The 19,965-nt window shown below is 62.7% G+C and carries 22 protein-coding genes; 6 read left to right on the forward strand and 16 right to left on the reverse strand.

Annotated features, from left to right (window positions below):
* Positions 1-66: 66 nt before the first annotated feature.
* Both EOC93_RS21805 and EOC93_RS21810 read left to right on the forward strand, forming a co-directional pair.
* A complete protein-coding gene (locus EOC93_RS21805; RefSeq protein WP_127205656.1) occupies positions 67-1,143 on the forward strand; it encodes a Gfo/Idh/MocA family oxidoreductase in 1,077 nt (358 codons plus the stop codon).
* 1 nt (position 1,144) lies between these two features.
* The gene (locus EOC93_RS21810) at positions 1,145-1,615 is read left to right on the forward strand and encodes a MaoC/PaaZ C-terminal domain-containing protein (protein WP_127205657.1); all 471 of its coding nucleotides are present in this window, start codon (positions 1,145-1,147) and stop codon (positions 1,613-1,615) included.
* A 450-nt stretch (positions 1,616-2,065) separates the two neighbouring features.
* Here EOC93_RS21810 and EOC93_RS21815 read toward each other — a convergent pair whose 3' ends face one another.
* From EOC93_RS21815 to EOC93_RS21865, 11 genes are all read right to left on the reverse strand, one after another.
* The gene (locus EOC93_RS21815) at positions 2,066-3,022 is read right to left on the reverse strand and encodes a C-terminal binding protein (protein WP_127205658.1); all 957 of its coding nucleotides are present in this window, start codon (positions 3,020-3,022) and stop codon (positions 2,066-2,068) included.
* A gap of 15 nt (positions 3,023-3,037) precedes the next feature.
* The gene (locus EOC93_RS21820) at positions 3,038-3,793 is read right to left on the reverse strand and encodes an aldolase/citrate lyase family protein (protein WP_127205659.1); all 756 of its coding nucleotides are present in this window, start codon (positions 3,791-3,793) and stop codon (positions 3,038-3,040) included.
* A 43-nt stretch (positions 3,794-3,836) separates the two neighbouring features.
* Positions 3,837-4,556, reverse strand: a complete 720-nt coding sequence (locus EOC93_RS21825; protein ID WP_127205660.1) for a hypothetical protein — start codon at positions 4,554-4,556, stop codon at positions 3,837-3,839.
* Positions 4,557-4,582: 26 nt separating this feature from the next.
* Entirely contained in the window at positions 4,583-5,893 is a 1,311-nt protein-coding gene (locus EOC93_RS21830) for a TRAP transporter large permease subunit (RefSeq protein WP_127205661.1), read from the reverse strand.
* A gap of 3 nt (positions 5,894-5,896) precedes the next feature.
* Positions 5,897-6,409, reverse strand: coding sequence for a TRAP transporter small permease (locus EOC93_RS21835; RefSeq protein ID WP_126103513.1), 513 nt, complete (start codon positions 6,407-6,409; stop codon positions 5,897-5,899).
* Positions 6,410-6,468: 59 nt separating this feature from the next.
* The gene (gene dctP, locus EOC93_RS21840) at positions 6,469-7,446 is read right to left on the reverse strand and encodes a TRAP transporter substrate-binding protein DctP (RefSeq protein ID WP_127205662.1); all 978 of its coding nucleotides are present in this window, start codon (positions 7,444-7,446) and stop codon (positions 6,469-6,471) included.
* Positions 7,447-7,541: 95 nt separating this feature from the next.
* Entirely contained in the window at positions 7,542-8,087 is a 546-nt protein-coding gene (locus EOC93_RS21845) for a flavin reductase family protein (RefSeq protein ID WP_095483726.1), read from the reverse strand.
* Positions 8,087-9,181, reverse strand: a complete 1,095-nt coding sequence (locus tag EOC93_RS21850; protein WP_127205677.1) for an LLM class flavin-dependent oxidoreductase — start codon at positions 9,179-9,181, stop codon at positions 8,087-8,089. The genes EOC93_RS21845 and EOC93_RS21850 overlap by 1 nt, the downstream gene beginning before the upstream one ends.
* Positions 9,181-9,897, reverse strand: coding sequence for a GntR family transcriptional regulator (locus EOC93_RS21855; protein WP_164759228.1), 717 nt, complete (start codon positions 9,895-9,897; stop codon positions 9,181-9,183). Before EOC93_RS21855 ends, EOC93_RS21850 begins: the two co-directional genes overlap by 1 nt.
* A 387-nt stretch (positions 9,898-10,284) precedes the next feature.
* Positions 10,285-10,932 (reverse strand): PQQ-binding-like beta-propeller repeat protein, encoded by a 648-nt coding sequence (locus EOC93_RS21860; RefSeq protein ID WP_127205664.1) that lies wholly within the window; start codon positions 10,930-10,932, stop codon positions 10,285-10,287.
* Between the two features lie 9 nt (positions 10,933-10,941).
* Positions 10,942-12,162, reverse strand: a complete 1,221-nt coding sequence (locus tag EOC93_RS21865) for a helix-turn-helix domain-containing protein (protein ID WP_127205665.1) — start codon at positions 12,160-12,162, stop codon at positions 10,942-10,944.
* 124 nt (positions 12,163-12,286) lie between these two features.
* On the opposite strand from EOC93_RS21865, the gene EOC93_RS21870 reads away from it, so the two are divergent.
* Positions 12,287-13,057, forward strand: coding sequence for a DUF899 domain-containing protein (locus EOC93_RS21870; RefSeq protein ID WP_127205666.1), 771 nt, complete (start codon positions 12,287-12,289; stop codon positions 13,055-13,057).
* A gap of 7 nt (positions 13,058-13,064) precedes the next feature.
* On the forward strand, positions 13,065-13,370 hold the full coding sequence (locus tag EOC93_RS21875; RefSeq protein WP_127205667.1) for a hypothetical protein: 306 nt from the start codon (positions 13,065-13,067) through the stop codon (positions 13,368-13,370).
* Between the two features lie 152 nt (positions 13,371-13,522).
* Here the strand turns inward: EOC93_RS21875 and EOC93_RS21880 are convergent, their stop codons facing one another.
* Genes EOC93_RS21880 through ehuB form a run of 5 tightly spaced genes read right to left on the reverse strand, consistent with a single transcriptional unit; the run spans position 13,523 to position 17,325 of the window.
* Positions 13,523-14,245 carry a GntR family transcriptional regulator gene (locus tag EOC93_RS21880; protein WP_095483720.1) on the reverse strand — a complete coding sequence of 241 codons (723 nt, stop codon included), beginning with the start codon at positions 14,243-14,245 and terminating at the stop codon, positions 13,523-13,525.
* Positions 14,242-15,021, reverse strand: a complete 780-nt coding sequence (ehuA, locus tag EOC93_RS21885; RefSeq protein ID WP_095483719.1) for an ectoine/hydroxyectoine ABC transporter ATP-binding protein EhuA — start codon at positions 15,019-15,021, stop codon at positions 14,242-14,244. Before ehuA ends, EOC93_RS21880 begins: the two co-directional genes overlap by 4 nt.
* A complete protein-coding gene (gene ehuD, locus EOC93_RS21890; RefSeq protein ID WP_095483718.1) occupies positions 15,018-15,677 on the reverse strand; it encodes an ectoine/hydroxyectoine ABC transporter permease subunit EhuD in 660 nt (219 codons plus the stop codon). The genes ehuA and ehuD overlap by 4 nt, the downstream gene beginning before the upstream one ends.
* Complete coding sequence (ehuC, locus tag EOC93_RS21895) at positions 15,674-16,402, reverse strand: ectoine/hydroxyectoine ABC transporter permease subunit EhuC (protein ID WP_127205668.1); 729 nt, start codon at positions 16,400-16,402, stop codon at positions 15,674-15,676. The genes ehuD and ehuC overlap by 4 nt, the downstream gene beginning before the upstream one ends.
* Before the next feature lie 53 nt (positions 16,403-16,455).
* Positions 16,456-17,325 carry an ectoine/hydroxyectoine ABC transporter substrate-binding protein EhuB gene (ehuB, locus tag EOC93_RS21900; protein WP_127205669.1) on the reverse strand — a complete coding sequence of 290 codons (870 nt, stop codon included), beginning with the start codon at positions 17,323-17,325 and terminating at the stop codon, positions 16,456-16,458.
* Positions 17,326-17,541: 216 nt separating this feature from the next.
* Here ehuB and EOC93_RS21905 point away from each other — a divergent pair, with 216 nt between their 5' ends.
* Together EOC93_RS21905 and EOC93_RS21910 are read left to right on the forward strand one after the other, a co-directional pair.
* The gene (locus EOC93_RS21905) at positions 17,542-18,732 is read left to right on the forward strand and encodes a M24 family metallopeptidase (RefSeq protein WP_245461509.1); all 1,191 of its coding nucleotides are present in this window, start codon (positions 17,542-17,544) and stop codon (positions 18,730-18,732) included.
* A gap of 75 nt (positions 18,733-18,807) precedes the next feature.
* On the forward strand, positions 18,808-19,956 hold the full coding sequence (locus EOC93_RS21910) for a Xaa-Pro peptidase family protein (protein ID WP_127205670.1): 1,149 nt from the start codon (positions 18,808-18,810) through the stop codon (positions 19,954-19,956).
* Positions 19,957-19,965: the final 9 nt, after the last annotated feature.

The following is a 19,965-nucleotide window of genomic DNA, read 5'->3' on the forward strand; positions in this document are numbered from 1 at the left end:
GCCAGGAGCCGCTGCCGACCCGCAAGGACGGCGAATGGTGGGCCTCGATGGACGAAGTCTTCCATCATGACTGATGGCGTTTTCGATCCTGCCTCGCTCGCCCAGGCCTGGGCGCAGCCATCGAAGCCGAGACCGATCGTGATTTTCGGCGCCGGCTCGATCGTTGGCGATGCGCATTTCCCGGCCTATGCGAAAGCCGGCTTTCCGGTCGCCGGACTCTTCGATCCCGATCACGACAAGGCGGAAGAACTCGCGGCAAAATGGGGCGTCACCGCTTACCGGTCGGTCGAGGAAGCCGCGGCGATCGAGGATGTCGTCTTCGATCTGGCGACGCCGCCGGCTCATCATGCCGGCGTGCTCTGGGCGTTGCCCGACGGCGCCGTAGCGCTGATCCAGAAGCCGATGGGCAGCGATCTTACCGAGGCCACCGAAATCCTTGAAATCTGCCGCTCCAAAGATCTGAAGGCTGCGGTGAATTTCCAGCTCCGTTTCGCGCCGATGATGCTGGCGCTGAAGGATGCGATCGCCAAGGGCTGGCTTGGCGACGTGGTCGATTTCGACGCTTGGCTGGCCCTGGCAACGCCCTGGCAACTCTGGGAGTTCCTGCTGAAGGCGCCGCGCGTCGAGATCGCCATGCATTCGATCCATTATCTCGACCTGATCCGGCAATTGCTCGGCGATCCCCGGGGCGTTCACGCCAAGACGCTCGGCCATCCCGGCCACAAGGTTGCGCAAACGCGCACCAGTGCCATCCTCGACTACGGCGACGCGGTGCGCTGCGCGCTGTCGATCAATCACGATCATAAATTTGGCCGCCGGCACCAGGCCTGCGAGTTCCGCATCTGCGGCACCGAGGGCGCCGCCTATCTCAAGCTCGGGCTCAATCTGGACTATCCGCGCGGCGAGCCTGACATCCTTGAAATCTATCCGAAAGGCGGCTCCGACTGGGTTACGGTGCCGCTCGTCGGCGAATGGTTTCCGGACGCCTTTGTCGGCCGCATGACCAACGTCCAGCGCTACGCTTGCGGGGAAGACGCCGAACTGGTCAGTTCCGTTGAGGACGGCTGGAACACCATGGCGCTGGTCGAGGCCGCCTACCAATCGAGCGCGGCGCCGGCCACACCGATCGCGGCGAGGCCCTGACATGGAGCAGACTATCTTTTTTGAAGATTATCAGATTGGCTCGTCGCGCATGACCAGCGGACGCACTATCACCGAGACCGACTTCGTCGTGCATGCCGGCCATACCGGCGATTTCTTCCCCCACCATATGGACGCCGAGTTCATGAAGACGACGCCGTTCGGCCAGCGCATCGCCCATGGCACGCTGGTCTTCTCGGTCGGCGTCGGGCTGACGGCAAACGTCATCAACCCGGTCGCCTTCTCCTATGGCTACGACAGGTTGCGCTTTATCAAGCCGGTGTTCATCGGCGATACGATCAAGACCCGCACCACCATCTCGGCCAAGGAAGACGACCCGAAGCGGCCGGGTTCGGGCCGGGTCATCGAGCGCTGCGAGGTGATCAACCAGCATGGCGATGTGGTCCTGGCGGCCGACCACATCTACATCGTCGAGCGCCGCGACAAGCCGAACAGCGCTTCGAACTCAGGTTGACAAAAAGCGCGGTAAGGGACGACGCCGAAACCTGAAACAAAAACCCGCCTCGTCGGCGGGTCGTTGGCGCAAATCAGCACTATGCATAAATTCCTAGCATAACTGCCGTCACCTGTCAAGTTGAAACTACCCACGGTTGCAGGGCAATCGCTTCGGGTTTGTGCTGCCCGTTGCCCCGCGGATCAGCGTTGGTGGTTGGCGAAAGCCGAAGCGGCATCCGATCTCCCCCCTTGCGGGGGAGGTGTCCGGCAGGACAGAGGGGGTGTGAAGGATCGCCAACTTTCGACTTTCAGCTATTCCCAACCGGAATCAGCCTGAGCGCGCGGCTGTAATTGGTTGAAGGCCGGAGGGACAGCACCCCCCTCTGCCCTGCCGGGCATCTCCCCCGCAAGGGGGGAGATCGGCAGCTTCGCCGACGGTGCCGACAGGCGGACGCCGACTTTGAATTGGTCACACCCGGTTGACCGGATATAGCGGCTTGCCGCCGCGCAGGACCGATGCGACATCGGCAAACACCTTGTTGCGAACCTCGGCGTAAGACTGGGTCGAGTAGTGCGCCGCGTGTGGACTGACCAGCACGGTGTCCAGCGCCAGCAGCGGATTGTCAGGCGAAGGCGGCTCCTGCTCGAATGTGTCGATGCCGGCGCCGGCCAAATGGTTGCACCGGATCAAATCCGCCAACGCGACTTCGTCGACCAGGCCCCCACGGGACACGTTGATGAGCATTGCCCCTTCCTTCATGCGTGACAGGGCTTCAGCCGACATGATGTTTCTGGTCTCCGGCGTAGCAGGAACGTGCAATGACACGATGTCGGCCCTGGCGAGCAGCTCGTCGAAACCGACCGGTTCGGCACCACCGGCCGTAATGCGCTCCGCCGGCATGTGCGGATCGTACGCGATGACATGATAGCCGAAGACCCGCGCCCGCTCGGCAGTCAGGCGTCCGATCTGGCCGAAGCCGATCAGGCCGAGAATCTGCCTGTCCGGCCGCGTGATGCCGGCGCCGTCGGTCATTGCGGCCCAGCGGCCGGCGCGGACTGCGCTGTCGAACTGTTTCAGCCTGCGCGTCAGGGCCAGGATCAGCGCCATCGCATGTGTGCTGACCTCCACCAGGTTGGCGTCCGGCACATAGGTTACCTGAACACCGGCACGGCTGGCGGCCTCGATATCGATCGAGTCGAGCCCTACGCCGAACCGTCCGATGACCTTGAGGTTCTTCAGTTCGGCCAGCACGCGAGCCGTGATCGGCTCCCGTAATATCATCAATGCATCGGCGTCACGGCACTGCTCGATCAGGGCATCCTCTGTGAGAAGCGTCTTTTCGATAAACTCGGCGTTCAAGCCGTCGAGGTAGCGCAGCTGCTCTTCCTCGACTGACAACACGCCGTCGGTCTTGATTATCTTCATGCCAATCTCTTGCTATCAGGCGCTGCGCGCAGAGGCCGCACCGGCGGCAAGGCCGGCGCCGAGAAACATCGTGTCGCTGGCCAGCATGTAGAAACTGATGCCGTGCTTCGACCATTTGCCGACATCATCTGCCGAGGGGCGAAAGATGCCGACGGCCTTGCGCGCCGCACGCGCCGCTGCCGCGATCCTGATAATCGCGGCATTGAGCTTGTCCTGACCGGCCGGGCCTATGGCGTCGATCGAGACGGACAGGTCGCCGGGACCAATGAAGATCACGTCGACGCCGTCGACCTGGACAATGTTGTCGATGTTGGCGAGGCCCTCGGCCGTCTCGACCTGGATGGCGACGGTCAGGGCCTCGTTGGCCGATTTGAGGTAGTCCGGAATCCTGTACCCATAACCGGCGGCACGGCCTGGGCCGACACCGCGTGCGCCGACAGGCGGGTAACGGCAGGCCCTGACCGCCCTGCGCGCCTGCTCGGCCGTCGAGACGCGCGGCACCAGGACGCCTGAGGCGCCGGCGTCGAGCGCGGCCGCAATCCACTCCGGCGTGTGGCCGGGCACCCGCACCATCGCAGGAACCTTGTGGACATCGGCGGCACGGATCAGATCCTCAAGCCGCTCTCGACCAATCTGCGAATGCTCCCAGTCGATGCACAGGAAGTCGACCCCGCTGGCGGCCGCCACTTCGACCGCCACCGGATGCGGGATGGCGCAGAAGGTGCCGATAAGGCGATCGAGCGAGACACATTTTTTCCGAAAGTCGTACATGAAATCTCCAGAGATTTTTGGCATCGGCGAAAACTATTCGCGCTTACTTGGCGGTAGTCTGCGGCAAGGAATGCACGGCTTCCGTCGACATCGGGAAATGCCGGCTGCCGCCTGAAAAAGGCGGGAAGGTCTTGTAGTCGGCGCGCATCTCCAGGCGCGCCGGCGATTGCAGTGCGTGCGTCAGCGCCGCAGGACTGTCGAACATGACCCGGTTGCGCTGCATGTAATCGACCCGCGGCCAAGGCAGCGAGCCGCACCAGTCCAGTCGCGACAGAACCTCGATGTGGCGAATGCCGGGGAAGCCCCGCATCAATTGCGGATGATGCGTCACATAGTGATAGAGCCAGGCATTCATGTCTTCGGCCGGCCCGGGATAGTGGACAAGATAGCTGCAGGGCAGCCCAGACGTCTTCACGGCAGCGTCATCGACGGGGAACGGACGCACGCACATTGCCTGCTGCGTCGGCCTCGAACGAGCGATACTCGACAGCACACCCGGTGCGGTGAGCGCCTGCAGATGGCCGGACGGCGCGAGCGCCGCCTCCATGTCCGCCAGCTCGTCGAAATAGAGCTGGAAACCAAAGACCGGCGGTGGGCCGTCCTTGTTGAACATGTCCGTCGCCACTTCGGGCAGATAGATGCTTGCAAGCGCAAGACCCGGCGTTGTCGCGATTACGCGCCGCACCGCGTCAACGTCTTCACGGGCGATGGCCAGGTTTGCCTGACGGTCATCGTGAAAGAAAGCGAGATAGGCAAAGCGCATGTGGACACCTGCGGGATCGAGTTCGGCTAGATCAAATTCGGAAGGAAGAGAGCGATCTGCGGGAAGAGGACAATCAGCAGGATCAGCAGGAGCGTCAGCGCGATGTAGGGCGCCGCGGACATGGCCACCGTTTTGAGCGATGTGCCTTTTGGCGCAACGCCGATCATGATGAACAGCAGCAGACCAAACGGCGGCGTGGTGAAGCCGACTTCGTAGGCGAGTAGCAGGATCAGCCCGAACCACACAGGATCGTACCCGAATTGCTGGGCGATCGGCAGGAAGATCGGCAGCGTGATCAGCATCATCGAGACCTGATCCATGAACATGCCGAGCAGCAGGATGACGAGCACCATCATGAGCAGCATGGAATACGGCCCAAGATCGTAGCCCACGATGAACTGGATAAAGCCGTTCGACGCGCCGGAGAAGGCGAATATCTGCGAGAACGTCGTCGAAGCCGAGATGATCAGGAAGGTCATGCCCGTGACCTTCATCGCATCGTCCAGCGACTTCCAGACAACCGACCAGCTGAACCTTCGGTAGACAAACAACAACGCGAAGACGGCGGCACATCCGAGCCCTGCCGACTCCGTCGGCGTCGCCATTCCAAGGATGATCGTGCCTACCACCATGAACACGATGACGCTCATCGGAATGATGTTGACGGCAACCGCCCTCACCTTCTCGGCCGCACGAACGGCGGGCACCGGATAGTGCGGAGCGGCGTCAGGGTCGATCTTCGTCTGTGCGAAGATCAGCATCGCGTACATGACGACGAGAAGCAGCCCAGGCAGAGCCCCTGCTACGAGCAGCGCGCCAACGTCGATCTGGGCCAGCGAGCCGAGCAAGACAGCCAGCGAGGATGGCGGGATGATGACCGCAAGGCTTCCGGCACCAAGCACCGGTCCGTAGGCCATGTGCGGCTTGTAGCCCCGCTTCAGCATCTCGGGCACCATCAGCGAGCCCATCATGCCGGTGTTGGCGAGGCTCGACCCTGACAGCGCAGAAAAGATCGTGCCGGCGGCGAGCACGACATAGGCAAGACGTCCCCGCAAATTGCCGATGCACAGGTCGAGCGCGTAGATGACTTTCTCGCCAAGACCGGAGCGGAAGAACAGGCTGCCCATGACGAGGAACATCGGCAGCGGGGCGAGCGCATAGGTCGAGACGGCGTCGGAGAAGTTGGCGATCATCTGCGTCACGCCGATCGAGCCGCCGAAGAACAAATACAGCCCGATCACATTGGTGACGAAGAACGCGAAGGCGACCGGCAGCCCAAGGCCCATCAAAACAAGGATGGCGCCAACAAGCACGGCGAATGGAAACAGCCAGGCCATCGATCAGAGCCCTTCCATTTCCAGAGGATCGAGCGTGTACAGCGTGTCATGGCCCAGCAGATATCTGAGCCATTCCAGCGCCGAGAGGTAGAAGGCGAGTGTGATGGGCAGAAAGACCAGCCATTTCGGCATGTCGAAGCTGCGCGTCTCATATTCGCCGCCCGACACGGCGCTTATCAGGGAAGAGAGCGCGACGCTGCCAAGGTAGAGGCAGACGCCGATGCAGGCGAGATAGACCAGCTTTTCAAGCACAGCCCGGGCCCGTGCAGGCAGAGCCTTGCGCAGGAACTCGACGAAGACATGGCCCTTGCTGTGGACCAGCCAGGGCATCGGCAGAAATGCCGCGTAGAGCAGACCATATTCCGTCGCAGACACCGCCCAGGCAAGCGGTCTCAGGCCCAGATTGCGGACGCATACATCGGCGACCACCGCGACAATGATGAGGCCAAGCACCACCTTTGCCGCCGCCGCCAGCGCAAGGCTCAGCTTCCCGATCGCTGCAAACAACTTGTCCATTCCTGACGGCCCTCATGCCCACCTTGATAAAGGGCGCACGAAGGCGCCCTCCTATCGGACTATTGAAAGAATTTCTTCAACTGCTCGATGTTGCTGGGATCGCGTTTGGTCATTCTTGCCCAGCTCGCCTGCGTGGCAGCCGCCAGGAATTTGTCGCGGCCAGCGCCCGTCAGGCTGATCACCTTCTGCCCGCCGTCGATCATCGCCTGTGCCTGCTTTTCAGACTCGGCAAGATTGGCGTCGTAGCTCTCTCGCTCGTATTCGACGGCCGTGTCGGCAAGCAGCTTCTGCGCCTCGGGCGACAGCGCATTCCATTTCGCCTTGTTGATCGAGACCAGCACATCGGTTTTGAAGAATTGCGGGTCGACGCGGTATTTGGTGAACTTGTCCCAGCCGAACGATGAATAGCCAAACACGGTATAGGCGTTGGCATTGACGACGCCGCGCTCAAGCGAGGTGTAGACGTCTCCCGGCGCTTGCACGATGACGGTTGCGCCCAGGGATTCGAGGAAATCACGATAGAGCGGCGACGAACGTATCTTCAGGCTGCTCCAGTCGATGCTGCCTTCATCATTGAGCTTTGGCTCGTCGATGGTGAAGATGTTGAAGCCCGAGCCCGCGTCGACGTGGGCCAGCAGATGGGCATTGGCCTTCTTCTCGAAAATTCCGCTGATGAAATCCCAGCCGCCATTCTCGCGAACCTCCCAGGGCGTCTTCGTCGATGCAGAGAAAACCTCGCCTTCGGGAACGAGCTCCAGGAACTGACCTGCCGGCGTGTCGATCACGTCGATCAGGCCGCTCTTGAGCGCCGCACCCTGCTGAATCGGCGGAACGACCTCCGGCCCGCCACGCACATTGATCTGAACCACGCCCTTGCCCTTTTCGTTCACCTTCTGAACGAATTTTAGGAAACTCTGTGCGTAGCCGTTCTGCGCAGGCGTAAAATGCACGGCATTGAGGACAACTTCTTCGGCCGTGGCGATACCCGCCACACCCGACATGAGTGCAGCCAGAACAAGGGACTTCCAAATGCGCATTGCCGTACTCCCTCTGATAGATCACTTCGCTTATGTTGGGCCAGCGATCGGGCCGATCTGAAATTGCGATCGCTGCTCCGCTGCGCGAACGGCGTCTAGTTGGCCTCATCTCCTACCGTCAGGAACCGTCCATGCGCGTAGAAGACCGGCGATCGGTCAGCGCGATCCAGCGCCACTCCCGAGACGATGCCGATGACGATCATGTGCGATGCCCGAACGATGATTTCGGCTACCCGGCACTCGAACATTGCCCGCGCGCCGACAAGCAAGGGCGCGCCGGTTCCGCCGCGCACCCATGATCCGGACGAGAACCGCGCCACGCCCTTGGCTTTGGTCATGCCGCCAAAGGCGCGCGCAACATTCTCCTGGTCGCCGGCCGGAAGATTGACGGAAAAGGGCACGCCTTCGCGAATGGCCGAGGCAAAGGTGCTGCTGCGGTTGACGCAGGCCAGCAGCGAAGGCGGCTCGGCGCTGAATGAGCAGACGGCTGTCGCCGTGATGCCGCAAAAGCCGATCTCGTCATGCTCCGCCGCGAGGATGGCGACCGAGCCCGCCACGGCCCGCATTGCCTGCTTGAAGGCGCGCGGATTGATGGCGTCGTGCCCATGCACCCATGGCGTCGGAATGGCGGCCGCCGGCATCAATTTACGCGAAGCCCGGCCTGGCGCATCAGCGGCAGCACGCGGTCACAGAAGAAGGGCAATTCGTAGGTGTAGTTGACGAATGTGAGGGCGGCGCCGGAATAACCCTGGTCCATGATCTTAGTGAGATCGTCGACGATCTTTTCCGGTGTGCCGATGAGCGGGAACGTTCCAGCACCGCCGGCGAACCTTTGCCGATATTCGGTGAAGGCTTTTGCGTCATGCGAGTTCGCGAATTCCTTCTTCTTGCGCATATGCTCGTCGACCGCGCCCTCGTCCGCGCATTCAAGCGCGTAGTGCCGGTAATAATCCTCGGCTTCCTGCTGGGTCTCCCGGCAGACGACATGGCAAACCGTGTAGACGCCGACTTCGCGTCCGACTTCAGCCGCCCGGTTGGTGATGTCGACCACATGCGCGCGGCCATCGGCAATTTCGGAAAAAGTAGAAAAGAGGTAGTCGCAGTGGCGCGCCGCATAGTTGCGCCCCGGCGCGCCGAAAGCGGCGTTCATGGTCACCGGGCGCGGCGCCTGCAGGCTTGGCGGACGGCTGACGACCCCCTTCAGATCATAGAATTCGCCGCCAAAGTCGAACGGCTCCCTGGACTGGTAGGCACGCTCGATGATGTTGATCCATTCTTCGGCCTGATCGTAGGTCCGGTCGCCGACCGTCTGCCCGAACATGGCGAACTCGTCCGGGTTCCAGCCGCAGACAATGTTCAAGCCGGCACGCCCGTTAGAGATGTGGTCGACCGTCGCCAGCGCTTTTGCAGCCTGCAGCGGATGAACCAGCGGCACATGCACGGTCATGAACAGACCGATGTTCTCCGTGGCGACGGCGAGACCCGCCGCCCAGGTGAAAGTCTCGAACGACCACTCCCGCACATGCGTCAGACCGCCGAAGCCGCGCCAACGCGCGATCGGCAGCAGAAACTCCAGGCCGGCCCGATCGGCGATGCAGGCAGAATTGAGGTTGTCTTCCCAGCGGGCGCGCCAGCGCTCGGGAACGGTGGTCATTGCCAGGCCGCCATCGGCGTTCATCGAAAAGACGCCGAGCTTGAATCTGTTCGGCCCTTTCAGCGGATGCTGCTTTCTGATCATGATTTTCCCTGGCGCGGAATGCTCGCAGCTTCGTCGTCGAACTGTTGCAACGGCGGGCTCAGCTTCATGAAACGCTCCTCGGCGTTCTGAATGAAGTGGGTCATGCGGTCGTAAGCCGCGACGGCGTCGCGCTTGGCGAACGCCTTGTAGATTGCGCGCATGCCGGCCACGATGACGGCCTGCGTCGGCTGGTGCGACAGCGTCTTCAACCGGACGACGAGCACGTGATCGGCGAAACGGGCAATCGTTTGCGAAAGGCGGTCGTTCTCGACGGCGCCGAGCCAACAATTCCTGAATGCCGAATTGGCCTGGAAAAAGAGGACGGCATCGCCGGCGGCGGCCGCTGCTTCTGCCTCCTGAAGCGCGGCTGCCAGCGTATTGAGGCCAGTGGCATCAAGTGTGCGTGCGGCGTGCGCTGCGGCCCGTGGTTCGAGCAGGCGGCGGACCTCGAAGATGTCAGCGATATCCGTCGCGGTAAGCGTGGGCAGCGTGAAGCCGCGCGTCGTGCCGACGAGATAGCCTTCATGCACCAACTGCATCAATGCGTCGCGGACAGGCATTCTGGAGATGCCAAGCTGGGCGGCAATATCGACATCGACGAGCTTCTGGCCAGGCGCCAGTTCGCCGCGCTGTATGGTCAGGCGGATCTGCTGATAGACCTGGGCACGCAGATTGCCCTCGCCAACCCGTTTGAACTCTATCGCTTCCGCCATCCACGCCTTCCCATGCGAAGATTTCGTATATGGTTGCGGCTGTGCTCTCGCGGTCATCCCGTTTGAAGTGCAGCCATATGTCGGCTGAATTTGACCTGTCAGCCATGTTCCCGGCCCAAGTGGAGCATAGGCTGGATCACCTGGCAAGATATTTTAAGTCTATAATGTATACTGTTTTGATTTGGCGAGCCGGAGGACGGCCGCGGAACGGCGATACCGCGATGAAAAGCAGAGGCGCGGTGACATGCAATCGGCGGGCAAGGGCTCCCGCGATCCAGTCCGCCATGTCGATGGCCAACCGACCTGCTGGCGGTCCCAGCAGACGGTTCGTCGAAGCTCGCCCGCGAGGGCCGCTTCGGTCACTCTGCTCACTGAGTCGATCGGGATTTAGGAGCCGGAGCCTCGCCTGGGCCGGCGGATGGCTCTCACCTTGCCGCTGTTTCCACCGCCGCAGAAAAACTGATCGCCGCCATCGGATTCGAGCCCTGACACGCCTGTTCCAGGCGGCATATCAAGCTTCTCCAGGACCTTTCCCGTCTCAGGATCTATCCGCCTGATGTCGCTCTCGTCACCTTCCCAGGTGCCGTGCCAGAGTTCGCCGTCGACCCAGGTGACCCCTGTGACGATACGGTTGGAATCGATCGTGCGAAGAATTGTCCCTGTCTGGGGATCGATCTGGTGGATTTTACGATCGCGATTCTGCCCCACCCAAAGTGTCCCTTCGGCCCAGGCGAGCCCGGAGTCGCCGCCGCCACCAGGGGCCGGGATCGTGGCGAGCACGCGGCCGGTCTTCGGATCGATCTTCTGGATGCGATCTTCGGCGATCTGGAACAGGTGCTGACCGTCGAAGGCCGTTCCTGCGTGGGCGGCGACATCGATCGAGCGCACCGTCTCACCGCTCGCGGGATCGAAGGCGTTCAGCCTGTCTCCCGACGCAAACCAGACGTGCTGACCGTCGAACGTAACCCCAGCCACCTGGTCGACACCCGGGAAGGGTCCATATTCGCGGAGGATTTCGGCTGCAGATCGTTCCATGGTTCTATCCTAGTAGCCCGACAGTGAACCGGGGAGTAACAAGATTGTCGGGAATCCCGGCACCGGTGGGGTCATCCAACGGCGCGCTCGCCCGCGGCCGAACGACTGCACCTTGCCTGCTGCAGCAAGCTGCTCGAGCGATCGCTGCACGGTGCGCGAGCTGGCTCCGAGCGCAATCGCCAGCGCCGAGCTCGACCACGACTCGCCGTCCGCGAGAAAGGCGAGCATCCCCGCATGCTGCTCTTCGACGGGCGGCGCCAACACGACGATCTCGGGCGCGCGGCGCGGCTTAAGCGCAAAGCCTCGCTTGGTCGCGCTCAAATCCGCCAGCGACCGCAGCTCAACGCGAAGCCGCCCGATTTCGACTCGCAACCGGGCGCGATGCGATTCATCGGCGTGCTTGCCGCCGAAGGCGCGGGCGACGAGCGTGCTCCTCGGCACGTCTGCGGGCCAGGCTTCGCCCAGCGTGCGCGCAAGCGCGAACAAGACCGGGCGCGTCGCGAGCGAGACGATCATGCCGGCGCCCCGCACGACATTGCGGCACGCGTCCACGACGAGCGCCTCCGACGCCAGCAGCGCTTCGACCTCTTCAAGCAGAAGCGGGCGTTCCTCGCCACGCGCGATCAGGCGCGCCGCGGGCGTGTTCATCACGAGGGATGTGCCTTCGACCTCTGCCGTTAGTGCCGGGATATCCGCCTCGCGCGCGGCATGCTCGGCGCGAGCGAGCGCAGCGCGCGCCGCCCTGGTCCGGAGGCGTCGGATCGCGATTCCCGCAACCACCATCTCGTGGGCGGCCCTCGACGCGGGTGGGAACGGTGTGGGGTCGAACCCGGCGAGCCTGCGCTCGGCCTCGTCGAGGCGTCCTATCAGGAGCAGGCGCCGGACCTCGAGATTGAGCGCATGCGCGGCATTAACGTGGTCGCCGTGCTTTTCAAGCGTCGACCGCGCGGCGTCGAGTGCCTTCGCCGGCCAGCCGAGGTCGCGCGAGACGAGTGCGATCTCGGCTTCGGCGACGACGCACCTCGCGCGGGCCACGGCCTCTTTCGGACCGAAGGCGCGCGCAGCACTTTTGAGGAGAGCCTTTGCTCGAACGAAATCGCCGAGCTGCGCCATCGCAATGCCGCGCAGCGCGAGCGCAGGCGCATCGTCACGCAGGGCGACCCGCTTCAATGCGCCGAGGGGATCACCCGTCGCGAGGGCGCGCGCCGCAGCGGTGATCAGCGAGTCCATCGGAATCCCGTCACACTTGTAACTCTCACCATTCGATATCCGGTCCTAATCTATCTCAAGACCAACAGCCAGCGCGCCGCATGGAAAACGGTGCGAACGACGCAGGACATAGAGGAGAAGAACGATGTCGACACACAAGACCGGAACACGTGAGCAGTGGCTGGCAGCGCGGCTTGATCTGCTCGATGCGGAGAAGGAGCTCACGCGGCAAAGTGACGAGCTGGCGCAGCGGCGGCAAGAGCTGCCTTGGGTTCGGATCGACAAGGACTACCGATTTGAGACCGACGAAGGCAGCGCCTCACTGGCGGACCTTTTCAGGGGGCGCTCGCAGCTCCTCGTCTACCATTTCATGTTCGGGCCCGACTACACGGCGGGGTGTCCGGCCTGCTCGGCGATCGCGGACGGGTTCGACAGCTTCGTCGTCCACCTCGCCAACCACGACGTCACGCTTTCGGCGGTATCGCGGGCACCGTTGGCGAAACTGCAGGCGTACAAGCGGCGGATGGGATGGACTTTCCCTTGGGCGTCCTCGCACGGCAACGACTTCAATTTCGACTTCGACGTCTCGTTCACCGAGGAGCAGCAGCGCGAGGAGGGCATCGAATACAACTATGTGCGCGAGACGCCTCTCGCCGAGATACCCTCGCGCACGACTGCCGACGGCTCCGCGACGTTCGCTGCGATGAGCGGGACAGACACGGCCACCTACACGCGCGAGAGGCCGGGCATGAGCACGTTCGTGCTCGAGGACGGCGTCGTCTACCACGCCTATTCCACCTATGCGCGCGGATTGGACGGCCTCTGGGGCATGTATCAGTGGCTCGACCGCGCGCCTCGAGGACGCAACGAGAAGGGCGTCTGGTGGCGCCGCCACGACGAGTACGGCCAGGGCTGACGTCTCGATGACACTCCACCCCGACCACGCGCTGAAGACGCCGCCCGCACGCAGCGGATCTGCCGCTTTCCCAAGCGACAATGTCGCCGCCTGTGGCGCGGCCGACTGGCTGTCGCTGGCGGCCGCGCCAACATTCGCAATCATGGCGCTGCTGACGACCGTTACCGGTGATGCGGACATGATCTGCTCGGCGGCGCAAGATGCGTTACCACTGAACGGAATGGTCATGATGTACTTGCTGATGAGCGCCTTCCATTCGGCGCCTTGGCTGAAGCTGGTTGCCAGCCGACGAAGCGCTGCCCACCGGTCGTGATCCGGCGTTCGCCGGATCAAACGGCAACTAGAGCAATTCCAGGAAAAGTGTGAAACGGCTTTCCGTCCGGAATTGCGCAAAAACAAAGAGATAGAGCGGTTCGGCGTTTCCCTGAAACGATGAACCGATCTAGCGCGCGACCTCGCGTAGCCCTACGTGGCGATGTTGGCCTCGCCTGCATGACGCATCATGCGGCGAAAGCTCATCGAGATGTGAGCTCGTCTTATGTGCCCGATGGACTCCCAGTCGCCGATCTCGGCGGCGGCAAGGACCTCTTCCATTTCGCGGCGGAACGCAGTGAACTCCTCCACAAGGCCCAACTGCGGCATCAACTTCAGCACGACGCGCGCGACTTGAAAATACAGACGCTCGCTGATCTCACGCAGCGGCTGGTTACCGGTCATCGCCGTGAGCTCGTAGAAAAAATCCATGTTGAGGCGCAGGAAAGCGCGCTGGTCGGGATTGAGCACATCGGAATCGCAGCGCGCGATGAGCGCCCTTATCCGATCGAGGTCGTCCGCCGTGCGCGGGATCGGCGAAAGCTTGCCGACGAGGAGCGCCAGCTCCAGGCGCAAGTGATAGACCTGCTGCAATTCCTCGATGTCGACGTCGGTGACGATCGTGCCGACGCCATGGACGGACTGAACCAGCCCCTCGGATTCGAGGCGCGCCAGGACACGCCGAACCGGCGTGCGGCTGATCTGGAATTCCTGGGCAAGTTCTTCCTCGGAGAGATGGCTACCCGGCGCGTAGTCGAGCAGGCAGATGCGGTCGCGCAGTATCCGGTAGATACGCTCGAACCGCTCCCGCGCCGAGAGCGGGCGCGTCGGCGCGGCGGTCACGGCTATGGGCGTGGCATCTGTCTCAAGCGTCATCCAGCCTCCAGGACAGCGTGCAGGAACTGCCGTGTCCGCTCGTTCTTGGGGGCGCCGAACAACTCGGCTGGCGGCCCCTGCTCGCAGATCTTGCCCGCATGGAAGAAGCAGACGCGATCGGAGAACTCCTTGGCAAATCCCATCTGGTGGGTGACCATCAGCATGGTGAGGTCATGTTCCCTACCGAGTTTTCGGATAACTTCAAGCACTTCGCCGACGAGCTCGGGGTCGAGTGCCGAGGTCACTTCGTCGAACAGCATGATCTTGGGCCGCATGGCGCAAGCGCGGGCGATGGCGACACGCTGCTGCTGGCCGCCGGAAAGCTGCGAGGGATAGTGGTCCTTCTTCTCCGACAAGCCGACCATGTCGAGCAGTTCGGCCGCACGCGCCTCGGCATCGGCCCGCTTCATGCCGAGCACGGTTATCGGGGCCTCGATGCAGTTCTGCATCGCCGTCATGTGCGGGAACAGGTTGAAGGATTGGAACACCATGCCGATCTTGGCGCGGATCTTGCGGATATGTGCGAGATCGGCGGGAACAAGCTTGCCATTCCTCTCCATGTGGGTGAGCGGCTGACCTTCGACCCAGATGACGCCGTCATTGATCGTCTCCAGCGTCATCAGCATGCGCAGCACCGTGGTCTTGCCGGAACCCGACGGGCCGATGATGGAGACCTTCTCGCCGCGCGCTATTTCCAGGTTGAGCCCGTCGAGAACGGTCAGCGCGCCGTAGCGCTTCGAAACATTGTCGAAGCGGACCATCGGTTGTTCCGTCATCGCATGGTCCTCCGGTTGAGTAGGCGTTCCAGGGAACGGATGAGCACGGCCGAAACCAGGCTCATGGCAAGGAAGAACAGGCCGACCAGCGTCATCGGCTCGGTGTAGCGGAAGGTATCGGAGCCGATGATCTTGGCGGTCTGCATCAGTTCCATCACGGCGATCGCGGAAAGCAATGGCGTCTCCTTGAACAAGGCGACCAGATAGTTGCCGAGCGCCGGAACGATTGGCGGAATCGCCTGCGGGATGATGATGTCGCGGAACGTCGTCCAGGACGACAGGTTGAGCGCGATCGAGGCTTCCCATTGGCCGCGATGGATGTTGTCGAAACCGGCGCGATAGACCTCGGAGCAATAGGCGGCATAGTGGATGCCGATGGCAAGCACCCCGGCGGTGAAGGCGTCGAGCACGACACCGAATTTCGGAAAGACGAAATAGAGAAAGAATATCTGGATCAGCAGCGGGGTCGAACGGATCAGCTCGACCAGCACCGAAATCGTCCAGCCGGTCCACGGCACGGCAATGCGGACGACCGCCAGCACCAGACCAAGCGAGGCGGCAAGCGCAAAGCCGATCAGCGTCGCTTCGATGGAGACGATGGCGGCGCGGGCGAGCACCGGCAGGATTTCAAAAGCAAATGCCCAATCCCAGATCATGCTGCCTTCCCCCGCGCCAGCCCAAGCGAAGCTCGCCTTTCGAGAAGCCGCATGCCGATGGTCACAACCAGCGACATTGCCAAATACATCAGCAGGACGAGGGTGAAGATCGGAATGGTCTTGAACGTATTCTGGTTCATCTGCTGCGCCTTGAAGGCGAGGTCCGAGAGCGTTATCAGCGAGACCAGCGCTGTCGATTTCAAAAGCTCGATGAACAGATTGCCCCACGGCGGGATCATGGCGACGAAAGCCTGCGGCAGTATGATCCGGCGCAGCATCTGGGGGCGGCTCATATTCAATGCAGTACACGCCTCCCACTGGCCGCGGGCGACGGACTGGATCGCGCCGCGCACGACTTCCGATCCGTAAGCACCAACGTTCAGGCCGAGCGCCAGAACGGCAACCAGAAACGCGTTGAGCGTGACACCGAATTGCGGCAGGACGAAAAACAGCCAGAACAATTGCACCAGCGCCGACGTGCCGCGGAAGATCTCGACATAGACCGTGGCCAGCCATCTGAGCGGCGCCGGGCCGTACATCCGCGCCAGCGCTGCCAGCACACCCATGACAATTGCCAGCAGGCTGCCGAGGATGGCGATCTCGATCGTCAGGACCGCGCCTTGCAGCAGCCCCGGTAGAAACAGGCTATAGGCTTCCTGCGTTGCCAAGGCGGCGATCACGCCAAGCGCGACGACCAGCAGGGTGACAAGGGTACGGATTCCCATGCGATTCCCCTAGAAAAAAGGGCGGCGCTTTCGCGCCGCCAGCAGTTGGGAACCTACTCGCCCGCGCAAAGCTGCGCGGTGGTCTTGTTGGGGAGATAATCCTTGCCGAACCCAAGCGGCTCGACCAGCGCGATGTGCTCCGGCGAACCGAGGAACGTCTTCAGCTCAGCGTTGAACGCTTCCTGCAGATCGGTATCTTCCTTGCGGAAGCCGAAGCCGCCATGGCCTTTCACCGACTTGCCGGCAACCTCGCCGAACGGCGTGGTCGATTCGACGCCGTCGGCCTTCTTGGCCATGTCGGCGATCGAAAGGGCGGTCAGGGCGGCAGCGTCCGCGCGGCCGGCCTGAACGGCGGCGACAAGGCTGGACTGGTCGGGCAAAGCGACAATCTGCCCTGCGGCGACGCCTGCGTCCTTGGCATAGCCGCCCTCGACGGCACCGGCCATCACGGCGAGCTTGAGATCCGGATTGTCCTTGATGCTGGAATAGTCCTTCACGCCCTTCGGATTGCCCTTTGCCACCAGCATGGCCTGACCGATGCCGTAGGACGGTTCGGAGAAATTGATCTCGGCGCAGCGCTTCGGATTGATGAACATGCCAGCAGCGATGATGTCGAAGCGGCCGGCCTTGAGACCCGGAATGAGCGAACCGAATTCGGTGAGCACGCCGTCGACCTGCGCGATACCCATCTTGGCGAGCACCGCCTTGGCGACTTCCGGCGCCTCGCCGGTCAGCTTGCCGTCAGGCGTGGCGAAACCGAACGGCGCCTCGTTGGCGAAGCCGACGCGGATGTAGCCGTCCTTCTTGGCCTGTTCGAGGGTGGTTTCCGCATGAGCGGGCAACGACGTCAACGACGTGGCGGCGAGCGCGATGCAGGCGGCGGCTTTGACGACCATCCGGCGCGATATCGATGATTTGAACATGCTTTTCTCCCATTGAACAACTGATGAATGGTTCCCGGGATGTGGTCTTCTTCGAGATCGACACCCGCTTGATTAGACGTATACAACTAGCCTAGACATTCTGCAAGCGAGGATGTAAAAACCTTTGATATTCCGCTGGAATTCGTAGTTGCACGACAAATTATAGCCTAGTTGTGCACAATTTAGGCCCAGTGCATCCGTAAAGGCAGGATTTCGGTGGCGAGCGCGAGCGGTTTCGGGACATTCACGCAAGCGGAATATGCGCAGCGCCTGGCCGGCGTGAAGACGCGCATGGAAAAGGCCGGCTTCGACCTCATCGTCTGTCAGGATCCCGCCAATATGTGCTGGCTGACCGGTTATGACGGATGGTCGTTCTATGTTCCGCAGTGCGTCCTCGTCCATCTGGAAGAGGACCGGCCGATCTGGTTCGGCAGGGCGCAGGACGCCAGGAGCGCACGCCTGACCACCGGCCTGCCGGACAAGAACATCGTGCCGTTCTCGGAACGGCTGGTGCAGCAGCCCGTCGACCATCCCTATGACGAACTCGCCCAGCTGATCCGGTCGCGTGGCTGGGGAAAGGCCCGTATCGGCGTCGAGATGGACGCGCATTATTACACCGCGCGCTGCCACGCCCATCTCGCCAGCGGGCTGCCTGACGCGCACTTCGCCAACAACCACGATCTCGTCAACTGGGCACGACTGGTCAAATCCGAAGCCGAACTGGTGCTGATCCGCGAGGCCGGTGCGATCTGCACGCACGCCATGAACCGCGCCATCGAAAAGATGCGACCCGGTGTGCCGCAGAATCATGTCATTGCGGAAATCTATCACGCACAGATCATGGGTGTGCCGGGGGCAGGCGGCGACTATGCCGCGATCTGTCCGCTGATGCCCGTCGGCGAGGGCACCAGCACGCCGCATCTGACCTGGTCCGACGCGCCGCTACCGGACAGCGGCCTCGCCATTCTGGAGATCGCCGGGGTGCGGCGGCGCTATCATGCGGCACTGACGCGGACCGTACATTTCGGCAAGCCACCGCAAGCCATCCTCGACATGGCCAAAGCGATCGTCGAGGGCGTCGACGCCGGCCTTGAGAAGGCGCGCCCCGGCTACACAGCCGAAGAGGTGGAAGCCGCCTGGCAGGCAGTCTTGAGGAAGAACGGGCTGAAGAAGGAAAGTCGCGTCGGTTATCCGGTCGGGCTCGCCTACCCGCCCGATTGGGGCGAACGCACCGCAAGTCTCCGTCCCGGCGACACCACCGAGATGCAGTCCGGGATGTGCTTCCATTTCATGGCCGGCGTTTGGCTCGACGATTTCGGCATCGCTATCTCGGAATCCTTCGTCGTCACAGATCGCGGCGGGGAACGCCTCTGCGATGTGGCGCGCGAACTCATCGTCATCGACTGACCATGGGAACGAGAAGCCGGGACTGACGAAAGATCATGCCGGCAACGAAGCCGGCAACCAGCACGAGGACGCCTGATGGACCGTAATCCGTTTTCCGAAGCCGAAATCGCCGGCCGCCTTGTCAGGGTCCGCACGGCGTTGGCCGAGCGCGAGCTCGACGCGGCGGTCTTTGCTTCACCGGAGAATGTCTTCTACCTCACCGGGCTCGATCACTGGGGATATTTTGCCCCTCACCTGCTGATCGTCCCGCTTGAAGGGAAACCGGTTCTGGTCACCCGCTCGATGGAGAAAGTGACGATCGAGAAGCAGGTTACGGCAGCGGAATTCCGCGGCCATTCCGACAGCGAAACGGCGGCTGACCTTGCCGCACGGGTGCTTGCGGAACTCGGCCTGTGCGGCAAGCGGATCGGCCTCGAATACTGGACAGCTGGCCTCAGCCATGGGCTTGCCGTCGCACTCCAGTCGCAGGCCGATGCCAGATGGAGCGATGTCTCCGGTCTGGTCGACAAAATGCGGCGGGTGAAGAGCGCCGAGGAACAGGCGCTGATGCGGCGCGCCGCCAAGGTGACGGACGCCGCCGCCGGCGCCGCGATCGCGGCGATCTCGGACGGTGCCTCCGAACAGGAGGTCGCCGCCCAGTGCGTTGCGGCGATGATCCGCGCCGGCGGTCATGCTCCGGGGTTCGGCCCGTTCATCCGCCCGGCCGCGCGCCTGGGCGAAGAGCACACGACCTGGGGTGACGGGATCTATCGCAAGGGCGAGCCGGTCTTCGTCGAACTGTCCGGCTGCATCTCGCGTTATCACGCGCCGCTCGGCCGGCTCGTTCGCATCGGCCACATCAGCGACGAAGATGCCGCGATGGCGGAAGTGACCGCCAAGGCGTTCAATGCTGTCGTCCAGGCGCTGCGGCCCGGCGCCAGGGCGCGCGACGTCTACGCCGCCTGGCAGGCCGTCGCCGACGATGCCGGTCTTTCCCACTATCGCCGCCATCACTGCGGCTACCTCGTCGGCGCCGGCCAGCCGCCATCATGGACCGGCGGCAATTCGGTGACTGGCTTGAGGCACGATTCCGATCTCGAGATCGAGACCGGGATGAGCTTCCACATCCTGTCGTGGCTGATGGGCACCGGTCGCGGCGATGACTTCGTCTCCAACACCGTACTTCTGACCGATGCGGGTGCCGAAGTGCTCACCCGCACACCGGTCGGCCCGATCGTTCGATAGGCCCGCACG

The organism is Mesorhizobium sp. M6A.T.Ce.TU.002.03.1.1 (genome assembly GCF_003997275.1).
Taxonomy (GTDB): Bacteria; Pseudomonadota; Alphaproteobacteria; order Rhizobiales; family Rhizobiaceae; genus Mesorhizobium; species Mesorhizobium mediterraneum.